Genomic DNA, 22914 nt, shown 5'->3' with positions numbered 1-22914 from the left:
TCAGTGAGCGCCGTCAGCTCCGGGTGAGCCACCGCACCGGCCCCCGTGATCTGGCACGGGTTCGAGCCGATCAGCCCATGACGCACCGCCGTGGCGAGGATCGAGCGCAGAAGCGTGTACCCCTGCCGGAGTCGAGACTCCCCGGTCTGAACCACGGGCGCGGTAGGGGCCGGAAGCCCTCGGCGCTTCGCGGCTTCGATGGCGCGTGCGTGGGCGGCGGCGGCTCGCTTCCTGCCTGCGTCGTGGAGGTACTTGCGCGCGCGGCTGTACCAGGAGCGCACGTCGGCCGGGGTGATGGTGGAGAGTGCACGGTCGTGAAACGGGAGGAGGAGGCCTGCGAGCAACTCCTCGTTGTTCGCCTTCGTCTTCGGCGCGAACTTCCCACGGGTGCCGCCGTTCGCGATCCAGTCGGTGGCGTCGCATCGGACGCGGTCTGTCAGGAGCGGGCCCGGGCGCGATCCTGGGACGCACCCAGAGAGGGAGTTCGCAGGACGCCGCGCACGCGGGCGATGCCCTCTATCTCAGCCTGCATGTTTTTGACCGCGGCGGCGAGCGTCTCCCACGCACGAGCCGCGAGAATCTGGTCGATCGTCTTCCCGTTGACTCCGCGCGGCGCCTCGCTTTCGAAGATCACGATCGCGAGTGGGTGGAGTTCTGGCTCTGCACCGTCGACGCGAATACCGACGATGCTTCGACACTGCATACGAAGGGTGGCGGCGATCTCCGGCGGGATCCCGTACTCGCTGACTGCCTGGCGTTCCCAGGCATCACGCTCTTCCTCCAGGCCCGTAATGCTGTATCGGCCGTGCCTCCACGCGAGGCCTATGATTCCCTGGTCTGACGGATAGGTCGGGCGACCGCCGATCTTTAGCGTCGGACTCTTCGATACCCGAGCGAGAAGCACGAACTCCGCACCGTCGAGGGCATAGATGCTCGCGCGGGTGTCGTCGCGGTACATGCTCAGATCGGTGCAGATTCGCACCAAGATCGCCCGCAGAACTGCCTCGATGCCCGTCGCATGTACTAGCAAGTTTTCGGAGGCGGTATCAAGATCAGCCTGTAGGCGGTTCGTCGCCTTCGCCGCGGCGATGCTACCTAGGAGCCCAGCGCCCACAAGTACGGCACCGACGGCGAGCAGCGCCGCCGTGGTGGTCGCAGCGGACCACGGCCACCACGGAATGAACGCCGTACTTGACTTGCTAGGTTGGTCGGCGACGAGGAAGCCAGCCACGCCCGCCAGCGCGAGCGCCAGCGTTCCCGCGTAGTTGGTGATTGCAGGCCAGTGGTCGTGAAACCATCCCTCGACGCGGACGCCGATGCGCTCCTTGCGGGCCGGTCCTTTCGCCGCCAATTCAGGCGGGAACCATCTCGGTGCTGCGGATGTCCGCAGTCAGAGACTCGTCATCGCCAGGCGCGGGCGCATCCGACGCGACGCGCCCACCGGCTGATTGGATGGCGTCGGCAAACACCTTCGCGGCTCGGTGATCTGCCTCTTCCCACGAGTCAGCGGTGACCACTGCGCTGATGTCGACAATCCCAGTTGTGAGTGCCGCCGCGACATCCGCACCCTCGACGTCACGAGCCTGCTGCTCGATGCGATGAAGCGCGCTCATCAGATCATCAAGGTGGCTCGCGAGGTCGTCATGCGCGCGCACATTGTATCGGGAGGTAACTCGAATCTTCATGGTTCTCATCCCCGTCCTTATTCGCGACTGTAGCAGGACTCGTTGAACAGCCAATGCAATTTGTAGTTGGCGTATTCGAGCGTTAGATTCCCCGAGCGGATGTAGGTGACGTGGCGATCAGCGCATCCGCAGACTGCCTTCAGTATGGGGCGGACCCCCGACACCGTCCACCCCGCTTCGCGGAACTCGCCGACGATGTGTCGGTGGTAGTTCTCTGGCAGGGGTTTAATCGCCACTCGCACACCCTACTGGTCGTCCGATCCCCTGATTTCGCGCCGCGCGCATACGGCACCCCGGCTCGGCGAGACGATCTACGCCAAGCGGGGCATCCCTGACTAGCGTGAGCGGCGGCCGAGCGGAGCCTCCTCGCCCTTCGGTCGCTCACGTTAGGCCGCTCGTGGACGGCTCCTTTCGTGCCAGAGTCGTGCCATTAGGGGCCGCTACGTGCCATAACTCACGATCACGGGATGACACGAAGAGGTGCCCGCCCTCGCTTGATTCTGCGGGAATCCGGGCCCATCGTGGATGCTGTAGCCCTGCTTTGCAAGCAGGATGTCAGGCTCCACCCCGGTGGTCTTGCGGGAACGCCCGACGTGAGCTCGCGGGGATGCGACCGGTACCTACCGGCTGATCACTTCACGGCACCCACGGCGATGTCGGTCCGGCGCCCTGCGGCGGAGAGGACCCGATCCGCGGGGAGCTCAGTGCGACGCGACTCTCGTGCGTGCGTGAGTCGACGCAGTCGATCGATCAGCGACCCCAGCATCTCCTCGTCCCGCTGCATGAGCGTCAGGCCGGCATCCGTGCGCCGCTCGCGGAGTCCGAGGAGGAGCGAGCCCGCGTGCACCATCGCGAGACCGGACAGCACCGGCAGAAGCGCCGTGGCGGCGCGCGATCCCGACGAGGTGTTGCCGTACGCGACGATCGCCGCCGGCAGATCGGCCCACTCGGGACCGAGGAAGTCCAATGCGTTCTTCAGCGGGGCGGGGAACGACCCGTTGTACTCCGCGGTCACGATCACGACGGCGTCGAGCGCGTCGATCCGCCGTGCCCAGGCGCGGGTGTGCTCATGGACGTAGACGCCGGTCGACGCTTCGCTCGGCTCGTCGAGGAACGGCAGACCCACCGCGGCCAGGTCGATGAGGTCGATCGCGTCGGTGCCGAGCCGCCGAACCGTGTCCGCGACCCACCGCCCGACCGTTCCGCCGACCCGCTCTGGGCGGGTGCTTCCGATGATGATGCCGATTCTCGTCATGGTGATGACCTCCACGTCGAGCATGCAGGCGAGAACTTGACATGTCAAGTCGTGGTACGGTGACTGCATGAGCACGGATGAACGACGGCTCGCCGAGCAGGATCTGCGGGCCTGGGCGTCGATGCGACTGATGTCCCGACAGATCGATGCGCAGCTCGCGCGGCGGCTCGCCGCATCGAGCCCACTCTCGATGCAGGACTACGACGTGCTCTCCTCCGTGGCAGCGAGTCCTGATCGTCGGATGCCGATGAAGGATCTGATGCTGCACCTGCAGTGGTCCTATTCGCGACTCTCGCACCACGTGAGTCGGATGGAATCTCGCGGACTCGTCGGCCGCACGCCGGCCGATGAGAGGTCGGGCACCGACGTCATCGCCACCGATCACGGGTTCGCGGCGATCAGAGCGGCCACCGGCGACCACCTCCGCGCCGTACGAGAGTACTTCGCCGATGTGCTCGAGCCCGGCGAGGCGGAGATGCTCGAACGCCTCAGCCGCCGCATCCTCGAGCGGCTCCCCGGCCCCACGCCCACGCGAGGCTGGTGACGCCGTCGTCACCCGGGGCCGGCCCGGTCCGAGAGGTACAGTGACGGGATGGACATCCGCATCGCCGCGTACGGGGTGATCATCCGCGACGGGCAGATCCTGCTGGCGCATTGGAACGAGCACGGTCGCTCCGGATGGACGCTGCCCGGCGGTGGCGTCGACGGCGCGGAGCATCCGGTGCAGGCCGCGGCACGCGAAATCCTCGAGGAGACCGGCTACGAGGCATCCATCGACCGGCTGCTCGGCATCGACACCATGGTGGTGCCCGCCGCGAAGCGGCACACGGGTCGGGTGCCCCTGTACGCGATGCGCATCGTCTACCGCGCGAGCGTCGTCAGCGGTGAGTTGCGCAACGAGATCGGCGGATCGAGCGACGAGGCCCGGTGGTTCCCGCTCGATCAGGTGCCCGGCCTGAAGCGGGTAAGCCTGCTCGACATCGCGCTTCGGCTCAACGCCGAGGAGCCGGCCGACGGTGTGCCGCGCGCGGAGCCCTGAGCGAAGTCCCCGGCTTCCCCGACGGTCGCGACGGCCTGAACGCCGCACGGCGGCGGCGACAACGCAGCGACCCGATGGTCGGTGCGCTCTCGCCGCCGCCGTGCGCAGCCGGATCCCCCGCGGCTCGCATCCCCATCGTCCATGGAGTCGCGATCCGCGGGGGTTCGGTGTGTTCGGTACCCATGCTCGTCACGCCATCGGGCTGCCCAGCAGGGCGAGCCGCTGGAACTGGTCGTCACGGGCGAGGTTGCCTGCGCGCTCGGCCTGCCGACGCAGTTGCACGGCGCTGGAGGTACGGCGCTCGTCCTGGCGCTGGCTCCAGGCGAGCAGCGCCAGGCCGGCGCGACGTGCCACGCGCTGGCGCAGCCGGCGTGCCTGGGTACTGAGTTCGACGGTCTGACCCTGGCGGGTCGTGCCGGCGGCGAGGGGATTCGCGTTCACGATAATTCCTTCTGATTCGGATGTTGCGGTGTGGATGACCCGATCGGCCGTTGCCGCTCGGGGTGAGTGATCCGTGATGGTGCGCTGGTGCGGGAAGCGTGCGCTCGGACGGATCAACGCGAGCGTGCGCGGGGGAGGCAGCGAGGGCGCGCGAATGTGCGCCGCGGGCGGGGCCGGTGCGTGGCGACGGGGTCCGGTGCCGGCGAGGCATCCGGAGATCGTCTCAGTCGTTGCGACGAGATCGGCGGATGTCGCGGCGGGAGCCGCAGGTGTCACGCCCGAGCGGGCGGAGGGACGTCAGGCGCGAAGGCGCGAGAGGTCGAAGCCCGCTAGCAGGCCGACGTGTAGGCGAGGAGGACGCCCGTGTGCGGCTCAAGGAAGATGTGGCTCGTCATCATGGGTATCAACTCCTCTCTGTCGCGGCGTGAAGTGCCGAATCAAGAGACTAGCGGGAATCTCAGCGCGAATGCAAGGCGATTTCCCAGATTCGTGGAAATCGCCGGTGGCGCCCGCCGGATACCGGCAGAGGGTGCTGAATGGCTCGCCGGGCGCGGGGTGCGGGCGGTGAGCCGGGATCGTGGCCCACCGCCCGCCGAACTCGAGAAGCGATCAGGGTTGCCGTCGCGGGTGAACGGCCTATCCTCCGACACGATCCCCGCTCGGGCCGTTACTCGTAGGTCTTGAGGACCTCGAACTCGCCCGCCTGACCGTCGTCGATCATCGACATGAACCGTGCGCACACCTCGTCGTCCTCCTCGGCGGCGATGACCCGTTCCATCGCGTCGCGGCTCTCGAAGAACACGATGTCGGCGTACCCGCCGTTGGGGTCACGGACGAGGATCCGTCGCAGGATTCCGTCCTGGTGCCGGACGAATCCCTCCTCGAACTCGTCCGATGCATCGAGCAGCCCCTCCTCGGTGATCCCGGGTTTGAGCGTGAATGGCGCCAGTGCGATCTGCATGGCCTCTCCTTTCCTCGTCAGGGATGCTATTGGCGAATATGCCACTGAATGTCATATTTGAATGATGGGTGGCAGCCGAGGCACGAGCCGGGCCGAGCGGCTGGAGTCCCTGAAGTCCCTGCTCGGCGGTCGGGATCACACGACCGTCGCCGAGCTGGCCTCCGAGTTGGACGTGAGCGCCCGGACACTGCACCGGGATCTGGCGTTCCTTCGCGAACAGGGGATCCCGGTGGAGAGCGACCGGGGACGCGGCGGCGGGCTTCGGCTGGAGCACGGCTGGTCGCTCGGCCGGGTGCACCTCAGCGAGCTCGAGGCCATCGGCCTGCTGGTGAGCCTGACCATCGCCGAGAAGGTCGGATCACCCATCCTCCTCGGCGACACGCATGCGATCGCGCGCAAGATCGCCACGTCGTTCGCGCCCGCGCAGGAGCGACGCATCCGTGCCATCCGATCCCGGATCCTGGTCGGCTCTCACGCGTCGGCGGGGGTGCTCGCGAGTTACGCCGCGCCTCCGGACTCGGTCACCCGGCCGCTGCTCGACGCCTTCGCCAACCGACGGGTCGCCGTCATCACGTACCAGGATCAGCGGGCCGGCATCACCGACCGCGAGATCGAGCTTCACTACCTCTACTACAGCGTCCCGGTCTGGTACGTGCTCGCGTGGGATCGACTGCGCGACGACGTTCGCACCTTCAGGATCGACAGGATCAGGGACATCCGCCTCCTGCCGGATCGGTTCGGACTCCGCCGTGACGATCGGTTCCTCACCGCGGGCGAGGCGACGGCCAGGGCCCTCTGAATGAGTGCCCGCAACCGCGCGGGCAACACGAAGGCCCCGTCCCGAGGAGGGACGGGGCCTCGCGAGAAGCGCTGAGGAACCCGGGGTCAGGCGGCGGGAGTCGTGCTCGACGGCGGCGTGGTCGGCGCCGGCTCGTCGTCGGCGACCCAGAGCTCGTCGTCGGCGCGGAACGTCTGCCATACCGCGTAGGCGACGCCGGCCGCCACGACCACGGCGGCGCCGATCAAGAGGTAGGTGCCGACGCCCGGACCGCGATTCTTCTCGGCCACGGCGGCCGCTCGCGGTGAGACCCGGGCGATCGCGCGACGCACCCGGGTGTCGTTCGCGATGTCTCCGATCGACAGCACGGAACCGAGCACGTTGCCGGCCGTGCGTTCGATCGCACCCCGGGCCTGTTCGACGCCGGGACGCACGTAGCTCTCGTAGCCCGTGCGCACGCGCGGAACGACCTCTTCACGGGTGACGTTGCCGAGCACTCGGCTCGCCTCCCGCGCGACGGCATTCGCCTCCGCGAGCACGTGCTGCTGATCCCCCCAGAGTTCTTCCGCACTACTGCGCAGTCGCTTGAGTTCCTTCCGACGCTTGCGTGACAGGCTCATCTCGACCTCCATCGTTGTGCAGCGAACCCCTCCATCTTGCCACCGAAACGGCTGGAAGCGGGGTGGGAGTCCCAAACCTGCATGCCGGTTGACGAATCAGCGCGTGACAGAATAAGGGAATGCCGATCCACACCGCTGTCGCGACCCTCAACACCAACCACGGACCGATCAAGATCGACCTCTACGGGCACCACGCGCCGAAGACCGTCAAGAACTTCGTCGGCCTCGCGACGGGTGAGATCGAGTGGACCCACCCCCGCACCGGTGCCACGTCGAACGCCCCGCTGTACGACGGCGTGGTCTTCCATCGCATCATACCCGGCTTCATGATCCAGGGCGGCGACCCGCTCGGCCAGGGGATCGGCGGCCCCGGCTACCAGTTCGACGACGAGATCAACCCCGAGCTCGACTTCACCGAGCCGTACATGCTCGCCATGGCCAACGCCGGCATCCAGGGCGGGCGCGGCACCAACGGTTCGCAGTTCTTCATCACCGTCGGCCCGACCACGTGGCTGCAGGGCAAGCACACCATCTTCGGCAAGGTGACGGATGCCGCCAGCCAGGCCGTCGTCGACAAGCTCGCCTCGGTTCCGACCGACGGACGCGACCGTCCTCTCGAGGACGTCGTGATCGAGAGCATCACCATCGAGCAGGCCTGACACCGCGGTGAGCGACGCCGGAGCCGACGCCGGAGCCGATCGCCCGGGCTTCTGCTATCGGCACCCCGACCGCCCGAGCTACATCCTCTGCCAGCGGTGCGGGCGCACCATCTGCCCCGAATGCCAGACACAGGCGCCCGTCGGGGTGATCTGTCCCGAGTGCATGCGCGAGCAGCGCGCGTCCGCACCGCGCACGAAGCCCGCCGTGATCACGCGCGTGCGCTCGGCGGCGGGGCGTGGCGCGCCGGTCGTGACGTATACCCTCATCGGCATCACGCTCGCGGTCTTCCTGCTGCAGCTGATCCCGGGTCTCGCGGTCACCGATCGGCTGCTCTACGCCGGGGTGTACTCGCTGCCGTTCAACTTCGAGCCGTGGCGCATGCTCACGTCGGTGTTCGTGCACTCGACGCGACTGCTCTTCCACGTGCTGCTCAACATGTACATCCTCTGGATCTTCGGCCAGCTGCTCGAGGGGCTGCTCGGTCGGTGGCGGTTCCTGGCGCTGTACCTGATCGCCGGATTCGCCGGGTCGGTCGGCGTGCTCTGGCTCGGGGACCTGCGCACCGGCGTGGTCGGGGCATCCGGTGCCGTCTTCGGGCTCATGGGCGCGTTCCTCGTGATCCAGCGCCGGCTCGGCGGCCAGACGACGCAGCTGTTCGTGCTGCTCGGCATCAACCTCGTGATCGGGTTCATCCCCGGTTTCAACATCGCCTGGCAGGCTCACCTCGGCGGCCTGGTCGCCGGTGCGCTCGTCGGCCTGATCTATGTCGAGACCCGCAAGCGCTCGCAGCAGGCGATGCAGGTCTGGCTCCTCGTCGCACTCGTCGCCGTGCTCGTCGTGCTGAGTCTGCGCTACTTCTACCTGCCCATCGCCTGACGCGGGCGCTGAGGCGGCCCTCGGGGGTGGACGAAGTTATCCACAACACCGTCCACAGTTGGGGAGAGTTACACGCCTGTAATTGACGCCAGTTCAGGGGACGTGGGGCGATCGGCATGTGGAGAACCTGTGGAGAACGCGACGGTGGGCGGATGCCGCAGCATCCGCCCACCGTCGGAATCCGTCGGTTCAGCGCCAGCGTGTGGTCATGAGGAAGCCGACGAAGGCGATGCCGAAGCCGATGAGGATGTTCCACGAGCCGAGGTCTGCGACGGGCAGACGGCCCTGGCTCACGTAGAACACGATGATCCAGGCGAGGCCGACGAGCATGAATCCGAACATCACCGGCTTGAACCAGACGGGGTTCGGTGCCTCTTCGCCGCTCACCGGCTCTGCGCGCGCGGGCTTCGGGGGTTTCGTACGTGCCATGCGGGCGATTCTATCCGAGTGGGCCGATGACTCCCAGCCGGGTTCTGTGCACGCGGGAATAGAATCGCTCCTATGTCCGACGAGCAGCCCGAACCGTCACCCGCGCGGGGTGCGGCGACCTCGGGCGGCCGACGGCCCGTCAGCGTCGTCGGCGTGCTCGGCGAGGTCCTGCTCACGGCCGGCGCGCTGATCCTGCTGTTCCTCGGCTGGCAACTCTGGTGGAACGACGCGATCATGGCCGGCCAGCAGTCGACCGCGGCATCCGGTCTCAGCGCGGAATGGCTCGAAGAGGCGCGGGCCGCCCGTGCCGACGACGCTCCGCCCGCCGCCGAAGACTACGGAGACCCCGTGGTCGCGGCCGCCTCGTTCGACAACGGCGATCCGTTCGCGATCATGTACGTGCCGCGCTTCGGCGAGGATTCCCAGCGGCGCATCGCCGAGGGCGTCGGACTCGACGTGCTGAACAGCACCGAACTCGGGGTCGGCCACTACCCCGACACGCAGATGCCGGGTGAGGTGGGCAACTTCGCGATCGCGTCGCATCGCAGCGCGTACGGCGGCGGCATGCACGAGATCGAGCAACTCCGACTCGGTGACGCCATCTACATCCAGACCCGCGACGGCTGGTACACCTACCGGTTCCGCGACCTCGAGTACGTGACGCCCGAGACCGTCGAAGTGCTCGCCCCGGTGCCGCACCACCCCGACCTGGAGCCGTCGGACCGCATCATCACGCTCACGAGCTGCAATCCGCTGTACTCGACGGCGGAACGCATCATCGCGTACGGCGTGCTCGAGTCATGGCAGCCGAGCACCGCCGGTGCGCCCGCCGAGATCGCCGACATCGTCGAGAGCTGGGAGTCCTGACATGTACGCTGCACTCTGGCGGGTGCTTCCCGGGCCGGTGTGGGTGCGGATCATCCTGCTCCTGCTGATCGCCGCGGCCGTCGTGTTCGCGCTCTTCACATGGGTGTTCCCATGGGTCGACGGCATCGTCAATCCGATCGAAGTCACGGTGGAGTGAATGACCCGAGTACTCGTCATCGACAACTACGACAGCTTCGTCTACACGCTGAACGGCTACCTGCAGGAGCTCGGCGCCGAGACCGAAGTGGTGCGCAACGACGCGATCGCGCCCGAGGACGTGCCCGCGCGCATCGCGGAGTACGACGCCGTGCTCATCTCGCCCGGACCCGGGAAGCCGTCTGATGCCGGAGTCTCCATCCCGGTGGTCGAGGCAGCGCTCGCCACGGGCCAGCCCCTCCTCGGCGTCTGCCTGGGGCACCAGGCGATCGCCGAGGCGTTCGGTGCCGTGGTGACGAACGCCGAGGAACTCATGCACGGCAAGACGTCGAGCATCACGCACGACGACAGCGACTTCTACGCGGGCGTGCCGCAGCCGTTCACCGCCACGAGGTATCACTCCCTCGCCGTCGTCGACGACACGGTGCCGCCCGAGCTCGTGGTCACGAGCCGCACCCAGGGCGGCGTCATCATGGGCCTCCGCCACGAGTCCGCGCCCATCTTCGGCGTGCAGTTCCACCCCGAGTCGGTGCTCACCGAGGGCGGATATCGGATGCTCGGCAACTGGCTCGCAGAGGCCGGGATGCCCGAAGCCCGCGAACGCGCGGTGCACCTGCATCCCCTGGTTCGCGCGAGCTGACGCCCGCCGCGCCGTCAGCCGGCGCAGTAGGTGAGCTCGACGTCGGACCGCTGCGGCACGTCGCCGGGAGGCAGCGATTGCTGCGTCACGGGCGAGCCGGGCTGCGACTTGCACGACGGGTCGGGCTTCGGGATCGGATTCAGCTGCAGGTTCTCGGCCGACAGGTACGAGGATGCCGCCGACAGCGTCTGCCCCGTGAGGTCGGTGAGCGTGACCATCCCGCTCGAGATGCGGAAGTCGACGGTCGACTCCGCCTCGACGGAGCTGCCCGCCTCGGGCGACGTGCCGAGCACGGTGTCGGCGGGCACGGACGGCGAGTTCTCCCGCGTCTCGGTGCCGGGGACCAACCCGACCGCCTGCAGGTCGGTCTTCGCCTGCTCGAGGGACTTGTTGCGCAGGTCGGGCACCGTCACGGCCTCGCGACCTGACGATACCCAGATGGTCACGGCGGTACCGGCGTCGACGATCTCGGCGGCGGGCGGGTCGGTGCGGATGACCTGGCCGGCCGCGACGGTGTCGCTCGTCTCGTCGATGCGGCTCGCCGGCAGCCCGAGTTCCTGGAGTTGCCGCACCGCCTCCTCGTACGTCACGCCCGCCAGCGCCGGGATCTCGCGTGCGTTCGACGGCAGGTCGTCGGTCGGTTGCAGGTTGAACGCCCAGTACATGACGGCGACGACGATCACGACGACCCCGATGATGCCCGACCAGATCCAGACCGCGGGGGGACGACGCTGGGTGCGAGTCATCGTCTCGTCCTCGGTGAGCTGGCGCAGTGCGAGTTCCGACGTCGACAGGGCCCCCGTCGGCGCGCCGAACAACAGGGTCGCCTCATCGGGTTGCTGGTGCACGGGGACCCGACCGGTCGCCGCGACGTCGACGTCGGCGCGGAACTCGGCGGCCGTCTGATAGCGCTCGTCACGGTTCTTCGTGAGCGCGTGCAAGACGACCGCGTCGAGCGCGGGTGAGACCTTCGGGTTGATGACGCTCGGCTTGACCGGCCGTTCGCTGACGTGCTGGTAGGCGACGGCCACCGGCGTGTCGCCACGGAACGGCGGCCGCCCGGTGAGCATCTCGAAGAGCACCACGCCCGTCGAGTACAGGTCGGTGCGGGCGTCGACCGTCTCGCCCTTCGCCTGTTCGGGCGAGAAGTACGATGCGGTGCCGAGGATGGCCGTCGTCTGGGCGACCGTCGTCGCCGAATCGGAGACCGCGCGCGCGATGCCGAAGTCCATCACCTTCACCTGGCCGGTCGAGGTGATCATGATGTTGCCGGGCTTGATGTCGCGGTGCACCACACCCGCACGGTGCGAGTACTCGAGCGCCGTGAGCACGCCGTCGATGACGCGCACGGCCGCGATCGGCTCGAGCGGACCCTCGTGGATGATGTCCTTCAGGAGCCGCCCCTCGACGTACTCCATGACGATGAAGGGCAACTGCACCTCGTGACCCGCCGAATCGACGACGGTCTCCTCGCCCGCGTCGAACACGCGGACGATCGTGGGGTGCGCCATTCGCGCGGCCGACTGCGCCTCCTGGCGGAACCGCATCCGGAACGCCGGGTCGGTCGCGAGCTGCGGCTTCAGGAGCTTGATCGCGACCTGACGGCCGAGACGGGCGTCGGTGCCGACGTGCACGTCGGACATGCCGCCGCGCCCGATGAGCGCACCCACGCGGTATCGTCCCGCGAGCACGCGTCCTTCATCGCTCACCGTGCAGCTCCGTCCCGTACGTCCACGTCGTCCGTCAGCCGTTCCCGTTGGCCTGCTCGATCTGGACCGTCAGGGCCGGTGAGAACGGCGAGTCGAGCTGACCGCAGAAGTAGCGGAAGGTGACGTCGAACGATCCGCCGGGGGTGTTGTCGACGTTGATCTGCGCACTCGTCGTGCCGGGTCCGAAGACCGGGTTGTTCGGAACGGACGCGTCACCCGTGACCGCGACCTCGTATCCGCTGAGGGTCTGCCCGGCAGGGCACGACTGGGCGTTCCAGCTGACGGTGATCTGCCCGACGTCGGCCGGAACCGGGTTGTCGTCGGTCGTCGGCGGGTCGCTCGGCGCGCTCGGGGCGACGGGGTCGGTGAGGTAGGTGAGCGTGATGTTGGTGCCGGGCTGCACGGGCCCGCTCGGGTTCACCTCGGAGACGGTGTTCGCGAGCCCTGGCTCCGTGGCCGGGGCCCCCGCCTGACGCGTGACGGGCAGGCCGAGCGCCTCGATCGCCGCCGCCGCATCGTCGATGTGCATGCCGATGTAGGAGTTGCGGTCGACCTGGATCGTCTGCGGCGCCTCGGTGGTGGACGGCGTGGTCGCCGTCGGGGTCGGAGTGCCCGTCGCCGTCGGACGGGCCGACGTCGAGGCGGGAGGGTTCCGGTCGCCCTGGTTCAGCGCGAGCGCGATGATGGTGCCGATGAGCACGATCGCGAGGATCGCGATGAGCACGATGAGCGGCCAGGTCCACGGGCTGCGCTTGCGCTGGGCCGGCTCCTCCTCGACCGTCTCGGTCGTGCTCATGCCGCCCCCTGCGGCCGCCGGCAGCACCGTGGTCGCGGCCGTGGCGCCCGGCTGGGGCATGAGCATCGTCGCCGCGGTGATGCCGCCGGCGCCGAGCACGGCGGGAACGGCCGCGGCGGCGGCCTGCACGTCGCCGCGACGGAGCGCCGTCGCGGCGCGCGCGAGGTGCGCGGCCGACTGCGGACGGTCGGCCGGGTTCTTCGCGATCGACGAGTACACGAGGTTGCGCACCGGCTCGGATACCGTGACCGGAAGGTCGGGCGGCGTCTCGTTGATCTGCGCCATGGCGATCGCGACCTGCGACTCGCCCGTGAACGGCCGGCGGCCGGCGAGGGCTTCGTAGGCGACGATGCCGAGCGAGTAGATGTCGGTGGTCGGCGACGCCGGGTGGCCCGACGCCTGCTCGGGCGAGAGGTACTGCACGGTGCCCATGACCTGGCCGGTGGCGGTGAGCGGTACCTGGTCGGCGATGCGGGCGATGCCGAAGTCGGTGATCTTCACCCGTCCGTCGGGCGTGATGAGCAGGTTGCCGGGCTTGATGTCGCGGTGCACGAGGCCCGCGGCGTGCGCGGCCTGCAGCGCGGCCGCGGTCTGCGCCACGATGTCGAGCACCTTGTCGGTCGAGAGTACGTGCTCACGCTCGAGGATGGTCGAGAGCGCCTCGCCGGGCACCAGCTCCATGACGAGGTAGGCGCTGCCCTCCTCCTCGCCGTAGTCGAAGACGTTCGCGATGCCCTCGTGGTTCACGAGCGCGGCATGCCGGGCCTCGGCGCGGAACCGCTCGAGGAAGCCGGGGTCGCCGAGGTACTCGTCCTTCAGGATCTTGATCGCGACCTGACGGCCGATGACGAGATCGGTGGCCTGCCACACCTCACCCATGCCGCCGATGGCGATCCGGGACTGCAGTTCGTAGCGCCCTCCGAAGGTGAGCCCTGCGCTCGGTCTCATGTGTTCAGCACCGCCTCTAGTACCTGCTTTGCGACGGGTGCGGCGATGAGATTGCCGTACCCCTCCTGACCAAGTCCCCCGCCATCCTCCACGAGTACCGTGATCGCATACTGAGGGCTGTCGGCGGGGGCAAAACCCGTGAACCAGAGAGTGTAGGGGTCACTCTCGCCGTTCTCTGCAGTACCCGTCTTACCGGCCACGCTGACGCCGTCTATTCTTGCATTACTCGCGGCCCCGTTCTCGACGCCGTTGACCATCATCTGCACCATCGTGTCGGCCGTGTCCTGGCTGATCGCCCGGCCGAATTCCGAGCCCTCGAACTGCTGCAGCGGCGTGAAGTCGGGAGCCGTGATCGCGTCCACCATGTTCGGGTTCATGACGATGCCGCCATTGGCGATGGCGGCCGACACCATGGCCATCTGGAGCGGCGTCGCACGCACCGTGTACTGGCCGAACGCGCTGAGCCCGGTCTGCGGCTCATCGAGCGCCCGGGGGTACGTGCTCGCCTCGGTGGAGTTGGGGATCTCGAACTCGGTGTTGAAGCCGAACTTCTCGGCCTGCTCGCGGATCGCGGCATCGCCGAGCTCCATGCCGAGCTCCGCCATCGGGATGTTGCACGAGAGTCGCAGCGCGTCGGCGAGCGTGACCTCGGCACCCGGCCCGCACGTGCCGCCGCCCGAGTTGCGCACCACCGAGTCGGTGCCCGGCAGGGTGAGCGTCGCGGGGTTGGGGAAGGTCGACTGCGGCGTGTAGCGGCCCGATTCGAGCGCGGCCGCCGTGACGACCAGCTTGAACACCGAACCGGGCGGGTTCATGTCGCCGCCGGTCGCCCGGTTGAACAGCGGGTCGCCCGGATCGGCGAGCAGCCCCTCGTAGGTGGCCTGCACCTGGGCCCCGTCGTGTACGGCCATCGCATTCGGGTCGAACGTGGGCTTGGTCACCATGGCGAGGATGCGCCCGGTGGCCGGCTCCGTGACGATCACCGCGCCCGTGTAGTCGCCGAGGGCGTCCCACGCGGCCTGCTGCAGCACGGGGTCGATGGTGACGTCGACGGAAGCCCCCATGGGGTCCTGCCCGGAGATGAGGCGATTGAGCTGGTCGAAGAACTGGCTCGACGACTGGCCGCTGAGATAGGAGTTGAGCGACGCCTCGAGGCCGGTCGCCTCGCCGTTCACCGGGATGTAGCCGGTGATGGGCGCATAGAGGGGACCGTTGGCGTAGACGCGCTGGAACTTGTAGAGATCGTCGGAGGCCTGCGAGAACGCGACCGGCGTGCCGTTCACGAGGATCGGCCCGCGCTCGACCGAGTAGCTCTCGTAGAGCGTGCGCGAGTTCCGGGGGTCCGCCGCGAGGGCGTCGGCCTGCACGTACTGGATGATCGTCGTCGAGACGAACAGGGTCAGGAACATGAGCAGCGCCACGATCGTCACGCGCTTGAGTTCGCGGTTCATCCGTCGATCACCAGCCTCGGATGGTTGCGCACGGTATCGGAGAGTCGGAGCAGCAGCGCCACGATGATCCAGTTCGCCACGAGCGACGAGCCGCCGGCCGCGAGGAACGGCGTGGTCAGACCGGTGAGCGGGATGACGCGCGTGACGCCGCCGACGACGATGAAGACCTGCAGCGCGATGACGAAGGCGAGGCCGACGCCGAGGAGCTTGCCGAAGTCGTCCTGTCCGGCGAACCCGATGCGGAAGCCGCGGGCGACGAACAACGCGTACAGGGCGAGGATCGCGAAGATGCCCGCGAGGCCGAGCTCTTCGCCGAGGCTCGCGATGATGTAGTCGCTCTGCGGGACCGGGGTGATGTCGGGCCGGCCCTGGCCCCAGCCCGTGCCGATCAATCCGCCGTTCGCGAGTCCGAACAGGCCCTGCACGAGTTGGTAGCTGCCGCCGAAGTCCTGGTCGAATCGCTCGGGATTGAACGGGTCGAGCCAGTTCGCGAACCGGTTGCCGACGTAATCGAGCGTCTGGCTCGCGACGATGGCGCCGCCGATGAAGAGGCTGAGCCCGAGCACGACCCAGGAGAGCCGGCTCGTCGCCACGTAGAGCATGACCAGGAACAGGCCGAAGTAGAGCAGGGCGGTGCCGAGGTCGCGTTGGAACACGATGACGGCCATGGACAGCGCCCACACCACGAGCAGCGGGCCGAGGTCGCGGGCGCGCGGGAACCGCATGCCGAGCACGGTCCGGCCGACCATCGAGAGCGAGTCGCGGTTGCGCACCAGATACCCCGCGAAGAACACGGCGAGGGCGATCTTCGCGATCTCACCCGGCTGGAACGACGCGACGTTCCCGAACTGGATCCACACCTGGGCGCCGCCTTCCGCCTTGCCGAGGCCGGGCACGAGCGGCAGCAGCAGCAGCACGATGGCGACGAGGCCGGAGAGGTAGGTGTAGCGGAACAGCACGCGATGGTTGCGCAGCGCGAGGATCGTCGCGATGGCCGCGACGATCGCGATCGCGCTCCACACGATCTGTCGCACCGAGGCGCTCTCCCAGCCGGATTCGCCATCGGCGATGTCGATGCGGTAGATCATCGCGATGCCGAGCCCGTTGAGCAGGGTGGCCACGGGAAGCAGGAGCGGGTCTGCGTCGCGCGCCACGAAGCGCATCGCGACGTGCAGGCCGAACACGAGCACCGACAGGCCGGCGCCGAGGAGCACGACCTGCGTGTCGATGCGGCCGAGGGCGCCGAGCTGCACGAGCACGATGGCGCCGACATTGATGAGGCATGCGAGGAGCAGGAGCCACAGCTCGGTGTTGCGGAGTCGCTGGGGGACCCGGATCCGCCGCACGCCGCCCGGCGGCGTACCGGTCGAGACCCCGCCCGCGGTTCGCTGGTCAGTCAACGGATTCCTCCAGTCGCTGCACGATGCGGTAGGCCTCGGCGAATGAGCCCGCACTGATGGTCTGCTCCACGCGCTGCTGGTCGTAGGTTCGCAGGTCGGCCATGTCGATCGTGGTCTCGGTGTGGAGCTCGTGCAGCGAGATGGGGCCGAGGTCCTGCTGGATGCCCTGGAAGATGGCCACCCTGCCGTTCGATTCGCCCACATAGTAGCGCGTCTGCGTCCACTGGTAGCCGAGCACGAACGTCGTCACGATGGCCCCGATGAGCAGGACGATCCAGAAGGTCCACATGAAGCGCCGACGCCGACGCCGACGTTCGTCCTCTTCGATGATCTCGTCGAAGTAGTCCTCGGAGTCGGGCTCGAAGTGCGTCTCCTGCACGGGGTGCGGCCGGAACGGCGCCAGGCGGATGCCCCGGGGTCGCACCGGTTCCGCCGCCGCGCCGAACGCGAGCGGGGCCGCCGCCGAGCCGACCACGAGTGGCGGCGTCGCCGGCGCGGGGGGCTCGCCGATGTCGACCACCACGACGGTGACGTTGTCGGGCGCGCCCCCGTCGAGGGAGGCCTTCACGAGCCGGTCGGCGACCTGCCTCGCCCCGGTGTCGGCCGAGAGGAACTCGTGCAGGTCCTCGAACGAGACCACGCCGGACAGGCCGTCGGAACAGAGCATCCAGCGGTCGCCGGGGCGCGTGTCCAGCACCATCGAGTCGATCTCGGGCGAACTCTCCACGTCGCCGAGCACGCGCATGAGCACCGAGCGCCGCGGGTGCACCATCGCCTCCTCGGCCGTGATGCGCCCGGCGTCGACGAGCCGTTGCACGAACGTGTGGTCGGTGGAGATCTGGCTGAGCTCGCCCGAGCGCAGCAGGTAGATGCGCGAGTCGCCGATGTGCGAGATCACGACCCGGTCGCCCTGCACGAGCAGCGCGCTCACCGTGGTTCCCATGCCGGTGAGCTCCGAGTGCTCGGCCACGGTCTCGGCGAGTTGCCGGTTGGCGGCGACCAGGGCGCCCTCGAGGGCGGCCGCGGCATCCGGTGCCGAGGGGTACTCCTGATCGGCGTCGGCGATGCGGGTCGTCGCGATCGCGCTCGCCACATCGCCGCCGGCGTGGCCGCCCATGCCGTCGGCCACCAGGAAGAGGTGGCGTCCGGCGTAGCCGGAGTCCTGGTTGTTCGAGCGGATGCGCCCGACGTGCGAGACCGCGGCGCTCGCCTTGACCGTCGCCATGGGCTACCGCCGCAGCTCGAACGTCGTCGCTCCGACCTTCACCGTGGCTCCGAGCGGGATCGGGGTCGGCACGGTCACTCGGGAGCCGTTGAGGAAGGTGCCGTTCGTGGAATCGAGGTCCTGGATCATCCAGCGGCCGTTCCACAGCATGAGTCGGGCGTGGTGGGTGGAGGTGTAGTCGTCGCGGATGATGATCGCCGAGTCGCTGGAGCGGCCGATCGTGATCTCGTCGCGGCCGAGCGGGAACTCGGCACCGGCCTTCTGGCCGCTCGTGATCACGAGCCGTGCGGCGTTCTCGGTCGACGCGGTCTCGCCGCCGGGGCCGGACGCCGGTGCGGCCGGGTGGGAGACGGCCTCGGTCGCCACGCCGGCGGAGCCGCCGGCACTCGGGAAGGCGGATGCCGCGACCGGCGCCGCGGCGGCGGCATCGGGCTGGAGCTTGCGCACCCGTTGGCCGAAGAGGTCGCTGCGGAGGGCGTACACGATCGCGAAGACGAAGACCCAGAGCAGCAGGAGGAATCCGAGCTGGAGGACCAGGAGGGTGAGTTCGCTCATTCGCCGGGCCCCCAGAATCCGCCCATGTCATGGCGTTGGGTGGCGGGGTCGGAACGCCCCCCGGGAGCCGGGGCGGACGCCTGGGCGAGGACGCGGAAGACGATGCGGGAGCGGCCGATGGTGATGACGGAGTCGGGTTCCAGCACGGCGTCCTTCACCGGGGCGCCGTTCAGCTGGGTGCCGTTCGTGGAGCCGAGGTCGCGGACGCGGGCGCGCGTGCCGTCCCACTGCACCTCGGCGTGGCGGCGCGACGCCCCGGAGTCGTCGAGCGTGACATCGGCCTCGCTGCCGCGGCCGATGACGGTACGGCCCTTGAGGATCGGGTAGCGGGTGCCGCCCACGTCGAGCACCGGGGTCCAGGCGACCTGCCCCTTCACGTTGCGTGAGTCGACCTGCACCATGCCCTCGGTGAGGCCGGGGTCGGACTGCAGCGCGATCGAGATGCCGCCCGCGAACTGGAAGCGCTGGCTCGCGGCGTGCTTCTGCACGAGATCGGTGAGCTCGTCGATGAGGGCGGGACCGAGTCCGGCCATGCGGTCATGGTCGGCCGGCGACATCCGCACCGAGAACGTGTTCGGCACGAGGACGCGGTCGCGTGAGACGACCGCCGCCTTCGTGTCGATCTCGCGCTTGAGTGCCGCGGTGATCTCGACGGGTTGCAGCCCCGAGCGGAAGGTCTTCGCGAATGCGCCGTTGACGGCGCGCTCGAGACCCTTCTCGAAGTTGTCCAGTAGGCCCACAGGTCTCCCGATCCGGTTTCCGTGATTGTGTGACATGGTAGCCCGAGCGGCTGGGAACGCCCCCGCTCAGTCCACGCCCAAGGACAATTCCTCCTCGTCCACGTCGAGCGACAGCGTGGGAATCGATGCGGTGAGCAGGGTGCCGTCGGCGCGGCGGGTGCCGGTGACGTCGCGCATGGTGGGGGCGCCGTAGAGGCGTGGTCCTTGTCCGTCGAGGGGGATGGTGACGGGTGCGTCTGGGGTGATGTGGATGTCGGTGCCGCGGACGCGGACGTGTGCGTGGTCGCCGGTTTCGATGGTGAAGGTGATGGTGTCGGGTTCGAGGGTGGTGCGGATGCGGGTGCCGTGGAGGGTGATGCGGAAGGTGAGGCGGGTCCAGTCGTCGGGTAGGCGTGGGTCGAAGGTGATGGTGCCGTTGTGGTCGCGGAATCCGCCGAAGCCGGCGACGAGGGTGGACCAGACGCCGCCGGTGGAGGCGACGTGGACGCCGTCGGCGGTGTTGTTGTGGAGGTCGGCGAGGTCGACGAACAGGGCGGAGCGGAAGTATCGGATCGCGAGTTCGTGGTAGCCGACTTCGGCGGCGATGATGGATTGCACGACCGCGGAGAGGGTGGAATCGCCGGTGGTCAGGGGGTCGTAGTACTCGAAGTTCGCGCGTTTGTCGTCGCTTGTGAAGCGGTCGCCTTGGAGGTAGAGGGCCAGGACGACGTCGGCTTGTTTGAGGACTTGGAAGCGGTAGATGACGAGGGGGTGGTAGTGCAGGAGCAGGGGGCGGCGGTCTTCGGGGGTGTTCTCGAGGTCCCAGAGTTCTTTCTGCAGGAACGCGGAGTCCTGGGGGTGGATGCCCAGTTGCGGGTCGTAGGGGATGTGCATGTGCGCGGCCGCTCGGCGCCAGCCGGCGACTTCGCCGGGGGTGACGCCGAGGCGTTGGACGAGTTTGTGGTACGCGATGGGGTCGTGGATCTGGAGGTTGTCGACCGCGGCCGCGGCGGCGGCGAGGTTCGCGCGGGCCATGACGTTGGTGTAGAGGTTGTCGTTGACGACGGTGGTGTATTCGTCGGGTCCGGTGACGCCGTGGATGTGGAACACGTCGTCGGCGTTGGAGCGCCAGAAGCCGAGGTCTTCCCACATGCGTGCGGTTTCGACGAGGATGTCGATCGCGCCGCGGGCGAGGAAGTCCTCGTCGCCGGTCGCGGCGACGTATTGGCAGAGGGCGTAGGAGATGTCCGCGTCGATGTGGTACTGCGCGGTCCCGGCGGCGTAGTACGCGGATGATTCCTGCCCGTTGATGGTGCGCCAGGGGAACAGGGCGCCGTGCTGGTTCAGTTCCATCGCGCGGGCGCGGGCGGCGTCGAGCATGCGTTGCCGGAAGCGGAGCACGTTGCGGGCCACGATCGGGGCGGTGTAGGAGAGGAACGGGAGGACGTAGATCTCGCTGTCCCAGAAGTAGTGGCCGCCGTATCCGGAGCCGGAGACCCCTTTCGCGGCGACGCCGCCGCCGTCGGTGCGGGCGGTGGCCTGCGCGAGTTGGAACAGGTTCCAGCGGGTGGCCTGCTGGATCGCGGGCTGGTCGGCGATCTCGACGTCGGAGCGGGTCCAGAAGTCATCGAGCCAGGCGCGTTGCTGGTCGAAGACCTCCGCGACGCCGAGTTCCGCGGCCCGGTCCAGGGTGCGGTCGGCGCGGTCGACGAGCTCCCGGGAGGGCACCTTGCGGGCGGTGTGGTACGTGATCGTCTTCGTGATCCGGATCGGGTTGCCGCGGCTGGCGTGCACCCGGTAGATGTGCTTGGCGAGGTCGTCGCCGATCGAGCCGGTCTCGGTGTACGGGTTCTCGGTCGCGATCGAGTGCTCCGCGCCGACCGCGATCGCCATGCCCGAGTTCGTGGTCTGGTAGCCGAGCAGGTACCTCGCGTTCTCGGCGCGCTGATAGCGCGGCTGCAGGACCCGCTCGTTGAACTGCTCCGCCTTCCGCGGATCGAACCCGGCCGCCGTCTCGGGCACCCCGGACCGGTACTCGTCACGACCGTCCTGCCGGTTCAGGATGTGGGACGTGATCGTGACCGCGGCATCCGCGTCGAGCAACTCGACCTCGTAGTCCAGGACCGCGAGGTGACGGTCGGTGAACGACACCATCCGCCGGCTCGTGATCAGCACCCGCTTGCCCGACGGGGTACGCCACTGGATCGACCGGTTCAACGTCCCGAGCCGGAAATCCAGCCGCCGCTCATACGACAGCAACTCGGCCTCGGTCAGCACCAACGGTTCGTCATCGACGTACAGGCGGATGATCTTCGCGTCCGGGACGTTCACGATCGTCTGCCCGACCCGCGCGAACCCGAACGCCTCCTCCGCATGCCGGATCGGCCACGTCTCGTGGAACCCGTTCACGAACGTGCCGTGATAATGACCGTCCCGGCCCTCCTCGACATTGCCCCGCAACCCCAGGTACCCGTTACCCACCGCGAACAACGTCTCGGTACGACCCATGTCGTCCTCACCGAACTCGTGCTCGACCAACGCCCACTCATCGACCGGGAACCGAGTCCGATTCAACGGATCATGATCAGCGAACCTCATACCGGTTCCTCCCGGATCGTGCTGGGGAATGCGGCCTCGGTCGCTGAGCCCGTCGAAGCGGTTGCCGCGGCGCGCTCGACCGCGGGAATGAGCTCATCGAGCTCGTCGACGATCACGTCGGCGCCGAGTTCGGCGAGCGTGTGGCGCCCGACGCCGCGGTCGACGCCGATCACGATGCCGAACTCGCCCGCGGCTCCCGCCTTCACGCCGGACTCGGCGTCCTCGACGACCGCGCACACGGTGGTCGGCAGCCCCAGCAGTTCGGCGGCGCGCTCGAATGTGTCGGGCTGGGGCTTGCCGGGCAGGCCCTCCCGCGCGGCCACGGCCCCGTCGACGACGACCTCGAACCGGTCGGCGAGGCCGGCGGCCTCGAGCACGGCGGGCGCGTTCTTCGAGCTCGAGACGACGGCCACGTGGCATCCGCTCGCCTGTACGGCGTCGAGGAACGCGACACTCGCCGGGTAGGCCTCGACGCCCTCCTCGGCGAGCGTGGCGTTGAAGGCGTCGTTCTTGCGGTTGCCGAGTCCGTGCACGGTGTCGGCGGACGGGGCATCCGTCACCTCGCCCTCGGGCACGACGATGCCGCGGCTGGCCAGCAGGCTGCGCACCCCGTCGTAGCGGGGCTTGCCGTCGATGTGGGCGAAGTAGTCGGCGTCGGTGTACGGCGCGGCGCCGTGCTCTTCGAGGTACGGCGTGAACAGGCGCGACCAGGCGTGCATGTGCACGACGGCGGTCGGCGTGAGCACGCCGTCGAGGTCGAAGAGGTAGCCGCGGATGCCGCTGAGGTCGACGTCGCGGGGGTCGGAAGACGAGGCAGGGGGAGTCATGGATTCCGGGGGAATGTCTGGGGAGGCGTCGGGCGAGGTCACGGTCGTCCTCTCATCGTGTCGGTCGGGGCACCGGACCCGCTGATCGATGCTATTCCCGTGCGCCGGGGCGAGCGCAAGTGGCAGCGGAACTCGAAGCAATCCCGAAGGGTCGCTCGGCCTGCATTCTTCGAGTCGAAGGAAGAACCTCGCGACGCGCCGTGCGGACACCGCGTGTCGCGTGATTCGCCCTGCAACCGGAGCAGTGGATGTCGCGAGCCGGCGCCGGCCGCCGCCGAA

General features: G+C 68.6%; 24 protein-coding genes. 8 read left to right on the top strand and 16 right to left on the bottom strand.

Annotated elements, in window-relative coordinates; genetic code table 11:
- Positions 1 to 436 precede the first annotated feature (436 nt).
- The 3 genes from EZM51_RS15255 to EZM51_RS15245 form a co-directional block, all read right to left on the bottom strand.
- On the bottom strand, positions 437 to 1351 hold the full coding sequence (locus EZM51_RS15255; RefSeq protein ID WP_136709169.1) for a hypothetical protein: 915 nt from the start codon (positions 1349 to 1351) through the stop codon (positions 437 to 439).
- Position 1352: 1 nt separating this feature from the next.
- On the bottom strand, positions 1353 to 1694 hold the full coding sequence (locus EZM51_RS15250) for a hypothetical protein (RefSeq protein ID WP_136709168.1): 342 nt from the start codon (positions 1692 to 1694) through the stop codon (positions 1353 to 1355).
- 622 nt (positions 1695 to 2316) lie between these two features.
- The gene (locus tag EZM51_RS15245) at positions 2317 to 2964 is read right to left on the bottom strand and encodes an NAD(P)H-dependent oxidoreductase (RefSeq protein WP_169053937.1); all 648 of its coding nucleotides are present in this window, start codon (positions 2962 to 2964) and stop codon (positions 2317 to 2319) included.
- Between the two features lie 43 nt (positions 2965 to 3007).
- Between EZM51_RS15245 and EZM51_RS15240 the strand changes: the two genes are divergently transcribed.
- Both EZM51_RS15240 and EZM51_RS15235 read left to right on the top strand, forming a co-directional pair.
- Positions 3008 to 3484 carry a MarR family winged helix-turn-helix transcriptional regulator gene (locus EZM51_RS15240; RefSeq protein ID WP_136709166.1) on the top strand — a complete coding sequence of 159 codons (477 nt, stop codon included), beginning with the start codon at positions 3008 to 3010 and terminating at the stop codon, positions 3482 to 3484.
- Positions 3485 to 3532: 48 nt separating this feature from the next.
- On the top strand, positions 3533 to 3979 hold the full coding sequence (locus EZM51_RS15235; RefSeq protein WP_136709165.1) for an NUDIX hydrolase: 447 nt from the start codon (positions 3533 to 3535) through the stop codon (positions 3977 to 3979).
- Positions 3980 to 4168: 189 nt separating this feature from the next.
- On the opposite strand, the gene EZM51_RS15230 is transcribed toward EZM51_RS15235, so the two are convergent.
- Both EZM51_RS15230 and EZM51_RS15225 read right to left on the bottom strand, forming a co-directional pair.
- Entirely contained in the window at positions 4169 to 4420 is a 252-nt protein-coding gene (locus EZM51_RS15230; protein ID WP_136709164.1) for a DUF3300 domain-containing protein, read from the bottom strand.
- A gap of 667 nt (positions 4421 to 5087) precedes the next feature.
- Entirely contained in the window at positions 5088 to 5381 is a 294-nt protein-coding gene (locus tag EZM51_RS15225; protein ID WP_136709163.1) for a hypothetical protein, read from the bottom strand.
- A 64-nt stretch (positions 5382 to 5445) separates the two neighbouring features.
- Between EZM51_RS15225 and EZM51_RS15220 the strand changes: the two genes are divergently transcribed.
- Positions 5446 to 6180 (top strand): WYL domain-containing protein, encoded by a 735-nt coding sequence (locus EZM51_RS15220; RefSeq protein WP_211195935.1) that lies wholly within the window; start codon positions 5446 to 5448, stop codon positions 6178 to 6180.
- A gap of 86 nt (positions 6181 to 6266) precedes the next feature.
- Here EZM51_RS15220 and EZM51_RS15215 read toward each other — a convergent pair whose 3' ends face one another.
- Entirely contained in the window at positions 6267 to 6779 is a 513-nt protein-coding gene (locus EZM51_RS15215; RefSeq protein WP_136709161.1) for a hypothetical protein, read from the bottom strand.
- A 119-nt stretch (positions 6780 to 6898) separates the two neighbouring features.
- On the opposite strand from EZM51_RS15215, the gene EZM51_RS15210 reads away from it, so the two are divergent.
- Both EZM51_RS15210 and EZM51_RS15205 read left to right on the top strand, forming a co-directional pair.
- A complete protein-coding gene (locus EZM51_RS15210; protein ID WP_136709160.1) occupies positions 6899 to 7438 on the top strand; it encodes a peptidylprolyl isomerase in 540 nt (179 codons plus the stop codon).
- Positions 7439 to 7601: 163 nt separating this feature from the next.
- Positions 7602 to 8315: a rhomboid family intramembrane serine protease gene (locus tag EZM51_RS15205; RefSeq protein ID WP_248305682.1), complete on the top strand. Its 714-nt coding sequence runs from the start codon at positions 7602 to 7604 to the stop codon at positions 8313 to 8315.
- Positions 8316 to 8504: 189 nt separating this feature from the next.
- Here EZM51_RS15205 and EZM51_RS15200 read toward each other — a convergent pair whose 3' ends face one another.
- Positions 8505 to 8744, bottom strand: coding sequence for a cell division protein CrgA (locus EZM51_RS15200; RefSeq protein ID WP_136709158.1), 240 nt, complete (start codon positions 8742 to 8744; stop codon positions 8505 to 8507).
- A gap of 72 nt (positions 8745 to 8816) precedes the next feature.
- Here EZM51_RS15200 and EZM51_RS15195 point away from each other — a divergent pair, with 72 nt between their 5' ends.
- From EZM51_RS15195 to EZM51_RS15190, 3 genes are read left to right on the top strand one after another with little or no spacing between them, the layout of a single operon-like run.
- Positions 8817 to 9611: a class E sortase gene (locus tag EZM51_RS15195; protein WP_136709157.1), complete on the top strand. Its 795-nt coding sequence runs from the start codon at positions 8817 to 8819 to the stop codon at positions 9609 to 9611.
- Between the two features lies 1 nt (position 9612).
- On the top strand, positions 9613 to 9768 hold the full coding sequence (locus EZM51_RS20615; protein ID WP_169053936.1) for a hypothetical protein: 156 nt from the start codon (positions 9613 to 9615) through the stop codon (positions 9766 to 9768).
- Positions 9769 to 10407: a gamma-glutamyl-gamma-aminobutyrate hydrolase family protein gene (locus EZM51_RS15190; protein WP_136709156.1), complete on the top strand. Its 639-nt coding sequence runs from the start codon at positions 9769 to 9771 to the stop codon at positions 10405 to 10407.
- Positions 10408 to 10421: 14 nt separating this feature from the next.
- Here the strand turns inward: EZM51_RS15190 and pknB are convergent, their stop codons facing one another.
- From pknB to EZM51_RS15145, 9 genes are all read right to left on the bottom strand, one after another.
- Positions 10422 to 12116: a Stk1 family PASTA domain-containing Ser/Thr kinase gene (pknB, locus tag EZM51_RS15185; protein WP_136709155.1), complete on the bottom strand. Its 1695-nt coding sequence runs from the start codon at positions 12114 to 12116 to the stop codon at positions 10422 to 10424.
- A 34-nt stretch (positions 12117 to 12150) separates the two neighbouring features.
- Positions 12151 to 13860: a protein kinase gene (locus EZM51_RS15180; protein ID WP_136709154.1), complete on the bottom strand. Its 1710-nt coding sequence runs from the start codon at positions 13858 to 13860 to the stop codon at positions 12151 to 12153.
- On the bottom strand, positions 13857 to 15311 hold the full coding sequence (locus tag EZM51_RS15175; RefSeq protein WP_136709153.1) for a penicillin-binding protein 2: 1455 nt from the start codon (positions 15309 to 15311) through the stop codon (positions 13857 to 13859). Before EZM51_RS15175 ends, EZM51_RS15180 begins: the two co-directional genes overlap by 4 nt.
- Entirely contained in the window at positions 15308 to 16711 is a 1404-nt protein-coding gene (locus EZM51_RS15170) for an FtsW/RodA/SpoVE family cell cycle protein (RefSeq protein ID WP_136709152.1), read from the bottom strand. The genes EZM51_RS15175 and EZM51_RS15170 overlap by 4 nt, the downstream gene beginning before the upstream one ends.
- Entirely contained in the window at positions 16704 to 17936 is a 1233-nt protein-coding gene (locus EZM51_RS15165) for a PP2C family serine/threonine-protein phosphatase (protein ID WP_136709151.1), read from the bottom strand. The genes EZM51_RS15170 and EZM51_RS15165 overlap by 8 nt, the downstream gene beginning before the upstream one ends.
- Before the next feature lie 3 nt (positions 17937 to 17939).
- Positions 17940 to 18491: an FHA domain-containing protein gene (locus EZM51_RS15160; RefSeq protein ID WP_136709150.1), complete on the bottom strand. Its 552-nt coding sequence runs from the start codon at positions 18489 to 18491 to the stop codon at positions 17940 to 17942.
- Positions 18488 to 19231 (bottom strand): DUF3662 and FHA domain-containing protein, encoded by a 744-nt coding sequence (locus EZM51_RS15155; protein ID WP_136709149.1) that lies wholly within the window; start codon positions 19229 to 19231, stop codon positions 18488 to 18490. Before EZM51_RS15155 ends, EZM51_RS15160 begins: the two co-directional genes overlap by 4 nt.
- A 66-nt stretch (positions 19232 to 19297) precedes the next feature.
- Positions 19298 to 21808, bottom strand: a complete 2511-nt coding sequence (locus EZM51_RS15150; protein WP_136709148.1) for a glycosyl hydrolase family 65 protein — start codon at positions 21806 to 21808, stop codon at positions 19298 to 19300.
- Positions 21805 to 22635 carry a beta-phosphoglucomutase family hydrolase gene (locus EZM51_RS15145; RefSeq protein ID WP_136709147.1) on the bottom strand — a complete coding sequence of 277 codons (831 nt, stop codon included), beginning with the start codon at positions 22633 to 22635 and terminating at the stop codon, positions 21805 to 21807. The genes EZM51_RS15150 and EZM51_RS15145 overlap by 4 nt, the downstream gene beginning before the upstream one ends.
- Between the last annotated feature and the right edge of the window lie 279 nt (positions 22636 to 22914).

Origin of the sequence: Agromyces sp. H66 (assembly GCF_004959775.1) — a bacterium.
Classification (GTDB): Bacteria; Actinomycetota; Actinomycetes; order Actinomycetales; family Microbacteriaceae; genus Agromyces.
The sequence above is the reverse complement of the archived record's forward strand: the minus strand, read 5'-3'. Positions and strand labels throughout refer to the sequence as shown.